This is a genomic window from Halobacillus seohaensis (assembly GCF_042663045.1).
GTDB lineage: Bacteria > Bacillota > Bacilli > Bacillales > Halobacillaceae > Halobacillus_A > Halobacillus_A seohaensis.
Genome location: NZ_JBHSZV010000005.1, coordinates 1 through 14,297, shown reverse-complemented (window position 1 = coordinate 14,297; position 14,297 = coordinate 1). Strand labels below are relative to the sequence as shown.

Annotated in this window: 15 protein-coding genes and 1 pseudogene; 11 read left to right on the top strand and 5 right to left on the bottom strand. The window is 34.2% G+C overall.

Annotated elements, in window-relative coordinates:
- Positions 1-403: 403 nt before the first annotated feature.
- From ACFQIC_RS02850 to ACFQIC_RS02835, 4 genes are all read left to right on the top strand, one after another.
- Entirely contained in the window at positions 404-781 is a 378-nt protein-coding gene (locus ACFQIC_RS02850) for a carbonic anhydrase (RefSeq protein ID WP_204707666.1), read from the top strand.
- 532 nt (positions 782-1,313) lie between these two features.
- Entirely contained in the window at positions 1,314-1,463 is a 150-nt protein-coding gene (locus tag ACFQIC_RS02845) for a hypothetical protein (RefSeq protein WP_390216934.1), read from the top strand.
- Positions 1,464-1,971: 508 nt separating this feature from the next.
- Entirely contained in the window at positions 1,972-3,882 is a 1,911-nt protein-coding gene (locus tag ACFQIC_RS02840; protein ID WP_204707664.1) for an ATP-dependent nuclease, read from the top strand.
- A complete protein-coding gene (locus ACFQIC_RS02835; protein ID WP_204707662.1) occupies positions 3,879-5,756 on the top strand; it encodes a UvrD-helicase domain-containing protein in 1,878 nt (625 codons plus the stop codon). The genes ACFQIC_RS02840 and ACFQIC_RS02835 overlap by 4 nt, the downstream gene beginning before the upstream one ends.
- A 7-nt stretch (positions 5,757-5,763) precedes the next feature.
- Here ACFQIC_RS02835 and ACFQIC_RS02830 read toward each other — a convergent pair whose 3' ends face one another.
- Entirely contained in the window at positions 5,764-6,321 is a 558-nt protein-coding gene (locus ACFQIC_RS02830) for a recombinase family protein (RefSeq protein ID WP_204707660.1), read from the bottom strand.
- A 136-nt stretch (positions 6,322-6,457) separates the two neighbouring features.
- Between ACFQIC_RS02830 and ACFQIC_RS02825 the strand changes: the two are divergent.
- Positions 6,458-7,071 (top strand): annotated as a pseudogene (locus ACFQIC_RS02825) (CBO0543 family protein).
- Positions 7,072-7,150: 79 nt separating this feature from the next.
- Entirely contained in the window at positions 7,151-7,369 is a 219-nt protein-coding gene (locus ACFQIC_RS02820; RefSeq protein ID WP_204707656.1) for a hypothetical protein, read from the top strand.
- Between the two features lie 443 nt (positions 7,370-7,812).
- Here the strand turns inward: ACFQIC_RS02820 and ACFQIC_RS02815 are convergent, their stop codons facing one another.
- Positions 7,813-7,998 carry a hypothetical protein gene (locus ACFQIC_RS02815; protein ID WP_204708034.1) on the bottom strand — a complete coding sequence of 62 codons (186 nt, stop codon included), beginning with the start codon at positions 7,996-7,998 and terminating at the stop codon, positions 7,813-7,815.
- A 240-nt stretch (positions 7,999-8,238) separates the two neighbouring features.
- Between ACFQIC_RS02815 and ACFQIC_RS02810 the strand changes: the two genes are divergently transcribed.
- From ACFQIC_RS02810 to ACFQIC_RS02790, 5 genes are all read left to right on the top strand, one after another.
- Positions 8,239-9,027, top strand: a complete 789-nt coding sequence (locus tag ACFQIC_RS02810) for a hypothetical protein (protein ID WP_204707654.1) — start codon at positions 8,239-8,241, stop codon at positions 9,025-9,027.
- Positions 9,028-9,031: 4 nt separating this feature from the next.
- Positions 9,032-9,490, top strand: a complete 459-nt coding sequence (locus tag ACFQIC_RS02805) for a hypothetical protein (RefSeq protein ID WP_204707652.1) — start codon at positions 9,032-9,034, stop codon at positions 9,488-9,490.
- Between the two features lie 535 nt (positions 9,491-10,025).
- Positions 10,026-10,289, top strand: coding sequence for a hypothetical protein (locus tag ACFQIC_RS02800; RefSeq protein ID WP_204707650.1), 264 nt, complete (start codon positions 10,026-10,028; stop codon positions 10,287-10,289).
- A gap of 129 nt (positions 10,290-10,418) precedes the next feature.
- Positions 10,419-10,715 (top strand): class F sortase, encoded by a 297-nt coding sequence (locus tag ACFQIC_RS02795; protein ID WP_390216933.1) that lies wholly within the window; start codon positions 10,419-10,421, stop codon positions 10,713-10,715.
- 178 nt (positions 10,716-10,893) lie between these two features.
- Positions 10,894-11,196: a hypothetical protein gene (locus ACFQIC_RS02790; RefSeq protein ID WP_204707646.1), complete on the top strand. Its 303-nt coding sequence runs from the start codon at positions 10,894-10,896 to the stop codon at positions 11,194-11,196.
- A 71-nt stretch (positions 11,197-11,267) separates the two neighbouring features.
- On the opposite strand, the gene ACFQIC_RS02785 is transcribed toward ACFQIC_RS02790, so the two are convergent.
- From ACFQIC_RS02785 to ACFQIC_RS02775, 3 genes are all read right to left on the bottom strand, one after another.
- Positions 11,268-12,152 carry an HD-GYP domain-containing protein gene (locus ACFQIC_RS02785; protein ID WP_204707644.1) on the bottom strand — a complete coding sequence of 295 codons (885 nt, stop codon included), beginning with the start codon at positions 12,150-12,152 and terminating at the stop codon, positions 11,268-11,270.
- 473 nt (positions 12,153-12,625) lie between these two features.
- A complete protein-coding gene (locus ACFQIC_RS02780) occupies positions 12,626-12,754 on the bottom strand; it encodes a hypothetical protein (RefSeq protein WP_390216932.1) in 129 nt (42 codons plus the stop codon).
- A 578-nt stretch (positions 12,755-13,332) separates the two neighbouring features.
- Positions 13,333-14,271 carry a metal ABC transporter substrate-binding protein gene (locus ACFQIC_RS02775; protein ID WP_390216931.1) on the bottom strand — a complete coding sequence of 313 codons (939 nt, stop codon included), beginning with the start codon at positions 14,269-14,271 and terminating at the stop codon, positions 13,333-13,335.
- Positions 14,272-14,297: the final 26 nt, after the last annotated feature.

Genomic DNA, 14,297 nt, shown 5'->3' with positions numbered 1-14,297 from the left:
ATACAGACGCTTACATAAACAAAAAATTAAAGGTGAATGTTTATTTAAAGGTGTAAACAGTAAAACTTCGGTATCTGTTGGAGTACCAACTCCTATGATCTTTATCCCGATTTCTTATACTTAAAATGGACCAGCTTAAAATAAGCCGGTTCATTTTTTTGCTTGCCAAAAGAAGTAGTAAGATTCATTAATCATACTCTCCAATTCTTTAAACAGTTATTTTGTATAATGCTAATCTAAAGCTCTCTGTTTTGTTTTTTCTATAATTACGCCCTTTACGTGAATACTTGGAATCGATACAAATAACTTTCGTCAATTTACAATTTGACTTCTCTTAAGCGGTAAATGATATACTTAAAGTAAGCTTTTAGAAAGTCTAACTAAAGCTATAGGAGGAAGAGTTATGTCAGATTTTGCTACAGCGATTAACTGTATGGACGGAAGAGTCCAATTGCCCGTGATCGAATGGATGAAAGAAAAGTTTTCAGTACCGTACATAGACATGATTACTGAAGCGGGGCCAAACAAATTATTATTGGAGGGAACGGAGCAGGAGATTCAATCGGTTAAGTCCAGAGTTCGAGTTTCATATGAGGCTCACGGATCAGAAATAATAACGATTGTAGGGCACCATGGCTGTGCAGGAAATCCTGTTTCAAAAGAGGAAAAATGGACACAAATAAAAAAATCCGTTGAAATTATCAATTCCTGGGGATTATCTGTAAAGGTTCTTGGGCTTTATGTGAATGAAAATTGGGAAGTTGAAACTGTTACAGAATAGTCCAAAAAGGGGTCACGACATTTGGGGCTATTCTTGAAGGGATGAATAAGCGAGTAGGGGGCTATGGAATGTCACCATAGCCCGGGGGAAAATCATGGACTCAAAAGATAGACATACGTGTATCTGATTTTCTTTTTGAAGATGATAATCATTATTCATATTAAACAACTTCATTTTTTTAGTATTGTCATTTTAAATGGAGTTATAAAATTTTTTATGCAATTAAGTGTACCTATAAGATCGATTCAGCTAAGTATGTTGGCAATCAGGAGTATTTGCTAAGTATGTGGAGGATATCCAAAGGTAACATGGTTTTCTTGGTTAGATATTATCCTTAGTTCCAGTTTTTATTGGGAATGCTTTAAACAAAACTCCAGACAGTCTATAATGAATATGGCTGACGCAAAAAACATTAGTAAAAAGTCGAATGTCAACACTAAACTAGACAGTTTTTTCTTTACGAGTTTACAAAAATGGAAATACTGATTTATTTAATAGGTTTCTTATGCTAGCGGGTATGATTTTTTCTGCTATGTTAGTTGGATGTAACATTGATGAAAATGAGGATCAGGATCCTCCTGCAGAAGAGCAAGAGGAAGATGTTGAAGAAGACATAGAAGAGCCGATTGAAGATCCAGACAATGATGGAGTAGATGAAAATGATCCAAACCCAGAAGAATAGAAAAAGAGGTTTTTGTAACAAATTATTCAAAAGTATCAGTAAGTAAAATTTATAAAGACGTGTTCGACATGTACCCCATAAACTGTTTTTTTATGGGGTACATTTTATTGTTAGAGAATCCCTCTTTTCCTAATCGGTAACAAGTCTTTATTAAATTTGCCTGTCTTGCCTAAGTACACCCTGTAATAACAAATGAGAATGGTATCAAGGGTTCTATGTTTCAAGCAGTAGCTTTGTTGCTGTGTCCTCGCCCCAATCAGCGTACAACATGTATCTTTACATAGTAGAGGGTGGACTCTATAACATTCGGACCTTGGTCCTAGGGGGACACAACGTCCTACTTGGATACCTAAAAGTAACCTATTAAACCGAATAAACTGGTAACCTTATAATACGGCCCGTATATGAGAGTAATAGTTTATTAAAAAAACATTTATTGGAAATAGTTAATAAGTTATAATAAATACAAGACATTTATGGGATTAATAAATAAGAAGGTGACTTAATAATGTATCTTTCAGATATTAAAATATGGAATTTCAGAAAGTTTGGAGAGGTGGAAAAGGATGGGGAAACATATCCAGGACTTTCTCTATCGTTAAACAAAGGTCTTAATTTACTTGTCGGGGAAAATGATTCCGGGAAAACTGCCATTGTAGATGCACTTAGATATACAATATTAACTCAAAGTTATGAATATATTCGATTAGAACATGACGATTTTCATTTACCCGAAGGGGAAAGTGAATCTGGTAGATCAACAAATATAAGAATAGAATGTATATTTAGAGGTTTTAAAGACAATGAAGCAAAAAATTTTTTAGAATGGTTAGGGATAGAAAAAGGCAAAGATGATTTTCAGTACTATTTAAGGGTATTTCTGGTGGCAAAAAGAAAAGAAGGAAATATCTATTACGATATTAAAGCTGGGGCCGATGAAGAAGGGATGCAGCTGAACGGAGAAGTAAGGAATTTATTGAGAACGACTTATCTTAAACCACTGCGTGATGCAGAGAGGGAACTAGCACCTAGAAGAAATTCTCGGCTTTCTCAAATTTTAGATAACCATGAAGCTTTTAAAGACAAAAATGAGGACCATTATCTTTTCGAAGTGATAAGTGAAGCTAATAATAAAATAAAGAATTATTTTAAAGGAAAGGATGGAAATGGAGAGGAATTGGATGATCCTAATGGTAAAAAACTTTTAGAGGAAGTAAATTTTTATTTGGAAAAATTTTCAGTAATGAATAATGAATTAAATTCAGATTTTAAAATAGCCCAATTAAATCTTAAAAACATACTTGAAAAATTAAGTTTAAGTCTGCGGAGTGAAAAAACTGGATTGGGTTCTCATAATTTATTGTTTATTGCAACAGAACTTTTATTGTTAAAAAGAGAAGAATATACTGGTGTAAGACTTGCTCTAATAGAGGAAATTGAAGCACATTTACATACGCAAGCGCAACTTAGATTAATTGATTTTCTTCAAGAAGAAGCATCAAAATCAGGAATACAATTAATCTTAACTACGCATAGTCCAATTTTGGCATCGAAAATCAATTTGAAAAACTTAATATTATGTAATACTAATAACGCGTTTCCCATGGGGCCTGAACATACTGAATTGGAGTCTGGAGATTATTTGTTTCTTGAAAGGTTCTTAGATTCTACTAAAGCAAATCTGTTTTTCGCACAGGGGGTTATTCTAGTGGAAGGAGATGCGGAAAATTTATTAATCCCAGTTTTAGCTGAGATTATTGATAGACCCTTGTCCCAGCATGGTGTTTCAATGGTTAATGTTGGTAACACGGCTTTTTTGAGATATTCACGAATCTTTAAAAGGAGATACATAGATAAAGGTATTCTTGATATAAAGGTTGCTTGTATAACAGATAATGATATTAAACCCGATTTATATAAAAAAGAAGATGAGAAAGTAAAAACGAAATCCGATATTGAGAAGGACCAACCTATTGAAGAACTGAGAGAGCATAGAAAATCAAGGTTAGAAGGGCAGAATGTAAAAGTATTTATATCACCAGATTGGACGCTAGAATTTGATATTGCTTTAAGCGACTTACAACGAGAATTGTTTACTGCTGTTTTACATGCTGAAAAGATTCAGAATAGCGATAAGATTGGGTTGACAGAGAAGAAAAGAGAGGAAGTTGATAAAAAGATTGATGCTCAATATAAAGAGTGGGAAGAGCTGGATGTTCCCAACCTTGCAAGAGCCTTTTATATTTACAAAACTTTAATGTTAGATAAAAAAATATCAAAAGCCATCACAGCACAATGCTTGGGAAACATACTAAATAAGAGAAAGAGCCATTTTAAGCCAAAGGTTCTTCAGGATGAAAAATTAAATTATCTGGTACAGGCTATTCAATACACTACTGATCAGGTGGCTACTGTATGATTGATATTATATTAGATGATATCCGTTACGCGGAAAAAAAAGTGTTGCCAGAAGGGGAAGAGTTTAACCAAGAGAGAAGAAAAGTTATTCAAAGTATGGAAACTAATGATATACAGGCCTGCCCGGGGAGTGGTAAAACCACAACTTTACTTGCAAAATTATCGGTTATTAGTCGAAAGTTACCATTAAATCAGAACAACGGAATTTGTGTGCTAACACATACTAACGTTGGAATTAATGAAGTTAAAGAGAGGCTCGGCATTGAAGGTTCAAAACTCTTTAACTACCCCAACCATTGTGGTACTATCCAGTCGTTTGTGAACAAGTATTTAGCTATTCCGGCATATATAAAGTTATTTGGTAAAAGACCACTAAGGATAGATGATGAAATTTATTATGAGACAATAAAGAAGAAATACGGTAGGATTGTTCCGCGTAGATTGAGATATGGTGTTGAACAAAAAGATTCAGACCTAATATTCACCATGCGTTACAATTTAGATAATTTTCATTTAGTAAAGGGTATTTATGGTAATCAAATTTTAAAAAGTCGCTCAACTGATACCTATAAAGCCTTAAAAAAATTAAAGTATAGTACCTTAGAAAGTGGTGTTTTGTGTTATGATGACGCATATGCTTTAGCAAACTGGTATTTAAAAGAATATCCAAATCTTAAGAAAATCTATTCTAAACGATTTGCTTATGTTTTTATTGATGAAATGCAAGATACAATGAAACATCAAAATGAAGTATTGAACCGTCTTTTTGATGATTCAGTTGTAATTCAAAGAATTGGCGACACAAATCAATCTATTTATGATAATAAAGATGCAGAAGGCGTGTGGGAAGTAGACGATAATTGTTTATCAATTTCAAATAGTAAACGTTTTTCAAAAGCTATTGCCAACATAGTAAGACCTATTTGTATAAGACCACAACAATTAGAAGGAAATTCAAACATACCAAACATAGACCCTGTTCTGATTGTATTTAATGAAACACACATAAATAAAGTATTACCTTTATTCGGTGAATTGGTGATACAGAATAAGTTACATGTGGAACCAAATAATAATTTTAAAGCAATTGGTTGGGTTGCTAATGAAAATTCTAAAGGCCATACCTTAATTGATTATTGGAGTAATTTTAACAAAGAGTATAAAGTGAAAAATGATTATAACCATTTAAAATCTTATTTAGAACCACAGCATTATGATTTAATTAAATCTAAAGGTGCGAAAATTTACCGTAAATCAATTCTTAAAGCTCTGCTAAAAGCATTGAGAATAATGAAGGAAACAGATATAAATAATCGATTTTATACAGAAAGGTCTCTTTATACTTTTTTAAATGAAAACCATAATTCTTGTTACGATAAATTAATGTTAAACTTGGCAAGTTGGGTACTAGAGATTCAACGTGGTAATGATATTTATGAAAGTGTTAAAGGGTTTATAGAGAACGAGTTTAAAAGCGTTTTTACGTGGAATAATACATCGGCCTTAGAAGAGTTTTTTAAATTAGCAGGAGAAGTTTCTGGTTACAGCGTTTCAAGCAATATTTATAACTATAGAAACAAAGGTGGAGAAGTAAAAATAGAACTTGACACTATACATGGAGTTAAAGGTGAAACTCATACAGCAACATTGTACCTTGAAACATTTTACCATGGATATGACGTAAGTCGAATTATTGAATATTTAAAAGGAAATCACCAGTTAACACAAAAGAAGCGCACAATACAAAACCTTAAAATGGCTTACGTAGGCATGACGAGGCCCTCCCATCTATTATGTGTCGCAGTTCACGAAGAATCTATTAAGGGTCACCAAAAGCAATTGGAAGAATGCGGATGGCGTATTATAAATTTATAAATTGTTTTTAATTACGGTTAGCCAAGTATCTATAAAAGGTAGCTCTGCTTATTTCAGCAGCATCCAATATCTCTTTAATACTATATTCCTTACTATCATACATGCGAAAGGCCATATTCAACTTGGATTGGTCTTTTTTTGGTCGACCACCATTTCGTCCCCGAGCTCTGGCAGCATCTAATCCGGATTTCGTTCGTTCAGATATAATGTCACGCTCAAACTGCGCTAATCCACTAAATATCGTGAATACCAATTTTCCCATTGCTGTTGTGGTATCAATATTCTCATTAATAGAAACAAAGTTAATGTCTTTATCTTGAAAGTCATTGATTAGATCTACCAAATGTTTTGTGCTACGACCAATTCGATCGAGTTTATAAACAATCACCGTATCTCCCTCACGTAGATACTTCATCATTTCCATGAATGCCGGACGATCCTTTTTAGTCCCCGTGATTTTTTCTGAGTAAATATTTTTCTCTTCTACCCCATATTGCTTTAACGCGTCAAATTGCATATGTAAATTTTGATCTTTTGTACTTACCCGAGCATATCCAAATAACATATTTTGTAACTCCTTTTGAAACTCGTTACTTATATGTTATCAAAAAGGTTTTTTAGTGTACATATTAATACCTTGTTTTTGATACGACTTTTGAAACTGGAATGTTAGGGATTGAGGAATAAATTATCTCCTTCGAATGCTTGTTATCAAAAATGAACGTTTTAAAGATAAGCAAGGAAAAGATATACCCTTCTTTTTTATACTAAAGGTAAATAATGGGCATACTAATTCAGCCAGTAATTTTGGAGGAGGAAGTCTTGTAATGTCCATAGAACAAATTATTTTGATAATGGTGTGGATAGTAGCTTTCTCTGCCCTTTTAATACTCATTCCAAAAGATAAGATTCTTCATGCCTTAGTAGCCTTTCATATTAAGCAGTGTATAACATGGTTGTTTGGTATTATTGTTGTTGATATGAGGCTGATTAAATATCCTGTCAATTTGTTTGATTATGCAACCAAGGCAAGTTTTACTTTTGAATATTTTGCGTATCCTGCAATCTGTGCCATCTTTAATGTTCATTATCCAGAGAAAAAAATAAAATAGCTAAATTTGGTTACTATGCTCTATATACTTCAATCATTACAGTTATTGAGGTGATACTTGAAGTGAATACTAATGTAATTGAGTATGTCCATTGGTCTTGGTACTGGACTTGGATAACTTTATTTGTAGCATTCTTTTTGGCACGTTCATATTATAAATGGTTCTTTAAGAGAATATATTCAAACACTGGACATGCAGAATAATCGCAGAGAAACTGTGGTTTTTGAAGAGCATATTTGTAGGATTAGGCCATGTAGAACAAAACATTGAGCGTGAGGCATTGTGTGTGAAAAATGGCGGGACCATATTCCGACAAGCGACATCCTGAAAAGGGATACGACTTCTAAAGAGAATCTCCTTCGAAATGTATCCCTCGTTGATAATCTGGTCGTCATTGATAACAGTAAATCAGATGGAGAACTCGTTTTAGAAACCTCCAATGGCCATGTCCGTATAACTTTTGAGGTTGACGACATTCCTAACTGGGCAGCCAGCAGGTAGGTCACCCAAACCTTTCCTGCTGCAAGCTAAGAAGATTTAAACTCTTTTGAAGAACTGGAGGAACAAATTTTGTTTCCTTTGGTTGAGCGTTTACGCAAAAAAAAGGTCAATAATTAATGCAACAAAAGTTTTATTAATTATTAAAAAAGTAAAGATATAGGAGAAAAATAACGTGATGAACCCCTCGATATTGATATCTCTGCTGGTATAAAAACTTATATAGAAACGGCAAACGTTCGTAATTAATTTTAAGTGTTTTACGAACGTATGATTTCATAGATTTAAGATATTTTCAGGATGTTTGTAAGAGTGTACTTTTATAAACGATAACAAAAACCCTATTCAAGAAAAGGGCCAATATTGTTGTCTCGAAACGTTTCTAATTTAAATTGAGGGATTGGACGGTTAGGGGAGTTTTAAAGAACCACAATAATAGTGGCTCTTTAATCTCTCATTGATCCAGCCTCACGAGACGTCATGGCCCCTACACCTTTGCTTAAATCCCTTTGAATTTCTTGTTTTACTTTTTTGGGATCTGTCCCTGAATAGCCTGGCTCCATAATGGATTTCGGATTATCTTTTCTTACTTGTTGAATCCTAGTCCCTGCCACTGTCTTGTTCTTTGCCATTATAAACACCTCCATATTAGTAGTTTTAGCAAGAACCAATATAATAATCAGGTTACTATAAAGAACCTCAAATGTTTTTTCTTTCTAAAAAAGAACAATTTACAAAGTAGTCTTTCAAAAGTGAAAAATGTATGATATTCGACTTCATACATTTCCGTTTGAAGAGAGAAGTGTATAAGAAATCCAGTAAAGGAAAAACTAATTGTAAAATCAAGTTTTTTTGCAAGGTGGTTTCAATGGATGGACAACTACACGAATGATAATACCGCTAGACGCTACACAGCTCATGTTACTACTTTGGGGACTACACAACTCCATTTAAGAAATCCCTATATCATAGCTTGGTGGAGTGCAGCATTTCCCGGATTTGGACATTTACTATTGTCTAAATATCTTCGTGGTTTTGTTTTATTTATCTGGGAAGTGATTGTTAATCTCAATGCGAATGTTAATTTATCCATGGTTTATTCATTTCAAGGTGAAATAGATATGGCTAAAGATATATTAGATACTAGGTGGCTTTTAGCATATATACCAGTTTATCTATTTGGAATCTGGGATAGTTACCGAACAACAGTAGATATGAATAAAGTTTACCTTTTAGCAGAACGAGAAGAACATCGCTTTAATTCTTTCAGTTTAGGTGGGCTTGAAATTAACTATCTAGATAAGAGAAATCCAGTGATGGCTTTTATTTGGTCTTTATTTGTTCCTGGACTTGGTCAACTTTATATACATAGAATATTGACCGCCTTTTTCGTTATTACTTGGTTTGTTATCTTTTCTTACTTTTCTCATAGCCTTGAATCTGTTTCGTTGCTGTTTCTCGGAGAAATACAGGAGGCCACAACGGTGTTAAAACCTGAATGGCTGTTATTTTTCCCATCACTTTATGGTTTCGCTATTTTTGATTCATATATGAATACAGTGGAGAACAATAAGCTTTACGAGAAAGAACAGCGAAAATTTTTAAAAGAAAATTTTCAAGCTTCTACTTTTAAAGTAAATAAAGGACAAAAGAAGGAGTGACGAAGTGCAGCTATTTTCAACTTTCGAAAATAACTCCTTTCTAGAATTAGCAATTTCTACCCTGAAGAAGAAGGGTATTAACAAAGAAAATATTTACGCCGTTCCCCTTGATAATCGAAAGGATGAGCGGCAGATCTTTGATACCATTCATCGTTCAGATGGTACTTCACTCATTGACATAGGAATGATTCTTGCAACAGCATTTTCTGTAATAAGTACCAGTATAGGGTTTAAGTTAGCGTGGGGCCCTATATACTGGGGATTAATTGGTGCATTTACAGGATTCATTATTGGTCTTGCTATTCGAATTTACACAGAAAAGGTACTCAAAAAGAAAAACAGACTATTAAAAGGTAAACAATCAGAAGTTATTTTAATAATAGATTGTGAGGAAACACAGGCTGAATTAGTAGAGAATATTTTGTGGAGTCATTATGCTTTAGGTGTTACAAAAGTTAAGTAAATTTTATAATTTAAGATCCTTTTCTTTTCTAACAAGTGGACTTTAATAACATATCATCTCAATTATTGGGAGAAAAACTTAAATATGACTGTTACAAAAGGCCGCAGAAATGATCTTCCGCAATAATACGATCGGGGTCGATTGCTTACTCTTTTCTCGAGAAACCCTATATTGAACGTCCAATTCTTAAAAAATCTTTTAAAACCATACGAAAAATTCGTATGGTTTTTATATAGCAACCAAATTCGTCTAGGGATCAGCTTCTTACGACAAATAGCTCTCAAATTAATGGTCATTTACCACTGAAACTCACAATATGATATGAGTTTCATGATTGAAAGGAGAATCTTCAACAATCGGGTAGTTATCTTGAAATGAAGTCTTCAAGAATAGGGGCGTTAGTTTAATTTAACAAAGTCTTTTTTGAAAAAGTTGTTCATTGGGATTCGTTTCCGGAGGGATGTGTCTTTTCTGACTAAGAGTTTATATAATTTTGCCGATTGGAATAAACTATCTCCATAAAGGAGTTGGTAGCATGGATGTTAATGGAAAAATCATTCGAGGAGAGTTTGATCGTATCAACGACGAATTTGTTTTAAATCAAGTGAAGCACTTTACGACTCAATCCACCCTTAATAAAGACCAATTGGATACAATTTATGACTATTTAAATAATCATAAAGATGAAGGAGATGGTCAAATCCTTGCTTTGAATGAACAGATGCTTGTTCGGTTGAGTCAAGAAGAGTCGAGTCAATTTATAGAAGACTTAAACCAGATTCGTGAATTGTACCAATAAATTCGATAAAGGATAGGTCCCGTTGACCATAAAAAAATCCTGAAGAAGGTGAAATTACGGCTGTTTCTCCTGTTAAAGTCAGTATACCTTCGATTGGTGTGGAGGCTAACATTGAGAATGTAGGGAAGCTTGCCAACGGTCAAATGGGTGAACCGGAAAATATCGATGATGTGGCTTGGTATGAACAGGGATACAAACCAGGGGGATGAAATCATTGTTACGGGCGAAAGCGGGAGAGAAGAAACGTTCATCGTCCAAAAACAAGAAAGCTATGACAGGAAAAGTGCACCTGTTGAAAAAATCTTCGGTTATTTCTATCGAAAACAGCTTAACCTCATTACATGTACTGGCGAATTTAATCAAAATACCGGGACACATGATGAACGTTTAGTTGTGTATACAGTTCATGAAGATGAGGTGACTTAAGAGGGTTGGGTCTGCAAAATCAGGCTAGATCCTTTTTTGTATCACTTTGTGACCTTGCCCATCATGTTTCCTCAACATCTACCTATGTCTCCCCAGGGAACGGAGTATAAATATCCATTGATACTAATTTACCCAATTGCTATAATATTCCTCCGAAGGAAATTAATGTGGTGAGAGGGTGGATTTTTTGCGTTTTCAATCGTTAATTATAAATAAGATTCCAATTTACACTTGCGGCCAGTATTCAAGTCGTCTGGATGGAACGGTAGTCATTGAGATAGAGGAGCAATTAACGAGGAAGTTAGTAAACAATCTTAAGAGAGAATATATTAACCATGTGATAGTATATGATGACTATACTGGCAATTCCCCTTTTTTCTTAAATGGACCTTATTATTTAGAGGAAAAATCTGAACTACTTATATTAAACAAAGTTAGTGCGACAAAGGTTAGCGAGAATAAAAAAGATATCATCATTTAATTTGATGATATCCAAGGGATAGTAATTTTAAGAGCTAATACTTTGGGGATAATATGATTTATTTGAGTTCTTTATGGTTCTTCAATCAAGTATTCTGGAATGGTGACTTCTCCCATCATATCTATAAATAAATTTACTAAGTTTCCGTCAAACTGAGTCCAAGAACATTTACGCAATTCGCTAAATGCTTCATCGTTGCTTAAGACCGTCTTCATATAATTGCGTTGATCAATTGTCATAGTGTCAAAAGCATCACAAATAGAAATAATACGACCTTGTAACGTGATTTCATCTCCTAACAAACGTCGTGGGTAACCTGTCCCATCCCATCGTTCATGATGATCTCGAATAAACTTAGCGGCTCTTGTCATACCAAGATGCTTCCGAACTATGACATTACCAACGTGAGAGTGGCTTTGGATGATAGTAAATTCCAATTCAGTCAGTTTCTCGGATTTAAATAATATGTTTTTTGAAATCCCCATTTTACCTATGTCATGTAGCATAGAAGCAACACGTACATCCTCGTCATAGCAGTCCACTCTTTTAGCCAACATACTAGAAAGGAACATCACTCGGAGTGAATGATATTTAAATATTTGAATGACGTCGTTATCTTGAGCAATTTCGTAAAAAAGAGTCTCGGGATCGCGACCCCATTCATTCAATGTTTTTTCTTCGGGTGGGGCCGTATCATCTTTAGTTGAGGGGGGAATTGATTGAAGCGAAAAAATTTCTCCTAATTTACTAAAAATATCTTCAAATGACCATCTTTCGTCCCTTTTCTCAGAAACATACAAAATTATTTTTAAATCATAATCATCATAAACCTTTTTTCCATCTTCCGTTTCAATAAAGTGACCTAACTTTGTTTCAAGTTCCTCGAACCAACTTTCTACAATGTTAGAGTTTCTTCCTAAAGAAGCAGAAATTTCTTCTAAAGTATATTTCGTCATCAAATCTCATCTCCCTTTTTCAACAAAGAATGTTATTTTTAGATAAATTTAGATATGGGGAAAAGACAATTATTATTATACAAAAATTCCGAAAATTTACAATGGTATATTCGTTCTTCGGAAAAATAAAGGATCCCGATGTAGTTGTATTGATGCCGATCCTATCAAAAAAAAGAAGGATTGTAAGGGGGAGATATAGCTTTCTATTTAGTTGTTTTTTCATCAAAGGGGTGTTTTAGAATCTGGTAAGGAAGAAGGAAGGTAAAAGGGTAAGATAAGATTGGAATAAGAACGGAACGAAGTCTGAATACTCAAACAGTTATCAAGCGTTAGAGAAAGACTGATCCCTTTATTGCATAATTAATTTATTAAATGTAATCTCGTTTTTTATGTGAAACACAAGCAAAGATATATAACTCATATTGGTAAAAATAGTTAAGGTGATTGAGCTATTACCCTATTAACTTACCTTTTTAATGCCTTAGGTTATAACCTTCCATGCTTAATTCTCTCCTCAGCTCTTCATAAGCTTGCTGAGAATTTTCCACCATATCCTCTAGTTCATTTATATGCTTTTTCTGGTTGATAAGGTTCTTACTCATGAAATCGAAGATTTTCATCACCTCCGGGTCTGAATTGTGCTTCCCATTGATTGATACGTTGTTTAATTTCCTTCATTAAAATCACTCCTTTACTATATAATCGCTTTTTATTCCTCATTTGGTGTCACATTTTTTGAAAAAAGTTTAAAATTTATTTTCTAATGGTAAAATACACTAGTTCTTCAACTTCAAATAATACCGAAAGAATCCACTCATTTTGTGAGTGGATTCTTTTATAGGTAATCAACACGTGTTTAATGAAGAAACACGACATAATTATTAGAATCCCATTTGGGGAAAAAAATGGGGCAGGATTTTATTATTGTTGCCCCATTTTTATTTAAAGAGAATGTATTTAATACCATAGAAGGTTGATTTAATAGGGATCAACATCACTTCATTGTGAAGTATCACACCTTAACCAACAGCCTTCTAAGTTGTGGATTAATATTAGAAAGATTTCTAGAAACTAGGAAGATAAAGACCTTTTTTAACTGGATAGTATTTATACTTATCAGTGGTTAGGGATACAAAAAACACACGGAGTACAGTGGTACTCCGTGTGTTTTGCCTTAAAGTTAGTATTTACTCAGTTGTTTTTTAATGATATCAATATTCCACTTCATCATTTCTCTATAAGTCTCTCCGTCTTCCCCTGATTTGCCTAGGGAGTCTGTAAATACTTTTCCACCGATTGGCACACCAGTCTCACGAGAGACCGTTTCCATACTTCGTGAATCGATACTAGTTTCTAAGAAAAGAACGTTAATGTCTTTTTCCTCTATCAAATCAATAACTTGACGAACTTGGTCTGGCGTTCCTTGATTTTCTGCGTTGATCTCCCAGATGTATCCGGCTTCGATGTTATATGCAGCGCTGAAATATTTGAAGGCACCTTCACTAGTGATTAGAAAGCGCTTCTCTTGCGGAATTTCGTTAAAACTGGTCTTGGCGTCGTTATGAAGTTTTTCAAGCTCATTGATGTATTGCTCTGCATTTTTTTCATACGTTTCTTTGTTATCGGGATCAACTTTGATAAGGCCGTCTCTAATATTTTCGACATAGGTTATCCCATTTGAGATATCGAGCCATGCGTGGGGATCTTCTTCCCCCTCTTTTCCTTTGGTCGTTAAGTACTTAGGTTCTACGCCTTCACTCAGTCGAAAGACTGGTGCATCTTCTCCATCTTTTCCAGTACTAGTGAGCAGTTTTTCAAACCACGAGTTGCCTGCCTCTAAGTTTAGTCCGTTATAAAAAACTGTGTCAGCGTCAGCTGTTTTCTTGACGTCTTCAGGGAGTGGGTCATACTCGTGTGGATTGGCTCCGATCTTCACCATGCTGTGAACGTCTACTTTATCCCCACCTACGTTTTTGACCATATCCTGTAAAATGGAGTAGGTAGTTACGACTTGAAGCTTTTCATTGTCATTCTTTGTGTTATTAGTAACGGTACTGCAAGCACTCATAAGAAATACTAATAATACCCCAACAAATAATAAATTAATCTTCTTAAACATTTTCATTTCCCCTCTCTATCTTACTA

Coding starts and splice junctions, on each gene's coding strand:
- ACFQIC_RS02850 (WP_204707666.1), top strand. CDS start 404: ATGTCAGATTTTGCTACAGCGATTAACTGTATGGACGGAAGAGTCCAA.
- ACFQIC_RS02845 (WP_390216934.1), top strand. CDS start 1,314: ATGTTAGTTGGATGTAACATTGATGAAAATGAGGATCAGGATCCTCCT.
- ACFQIC_RS02840 (WP_204707664.1), top strand. CDS start 1,972: ATGTATCTTTCAGATATTAAAATATGGAATTTCAGAAAGTTTGGAGAG.
- ACFQIC_RS02835 (WP_204707662.1), top strand. CDS start 3,879: ATGATTGATATTATATTAGATGATATCCGTTACGCGGAAAAAAAAGTG.
- ACFQIC_RS02830 (WP_204707660.1), bottom strand. CDS start 6,321: ATGTTATTTGGATATGCTCGGGTAAGTACAAAAGATCAAAATTTACAT.
- ACFQIC_RS02815 (WP_204708034.1), bottom strand. CDS start 7,998: ATGGCAAAGAACAAGACAGTGGCAGGGACTAGGATTCAACAAGTAAGA.
- ACFQIC_RS02810 (WP_204707654.1), top strand. CDS start 8,239: ATGGACAACTACACGAATGATAATACCGCTAGACGCTACACAGCTCAT.
- ACFQIC_RS02800 (WP_204707650.1), top strand. CDS start 10,026: ATGGATGTTAATGGAAAAATCATTCGAGGAGAGTTTGATCGTATCAAC.
- ACFQIC_RS02785 (WP_204707644.1), bottom strand. CDS start 12,152: ATGACGAAATATACTTTAGAAGAAATTTCTGCTTCTTTAGGAAGAAAC.
- ACFQIC_RS02780 (WP_390216932.1), bottom strand. CDS start 12,754: ATGAGTAAGAACCTTATCAACCAGAAAAAGCATATAAATGAACTAGAG.
- ACFQIC_RS02775 (WP_390216931.1), bottom strand. CDS start 14,271: ATGTTTAAGAAGATTAATTTATTATTTGTTGGGGTATTATTAGTATTT.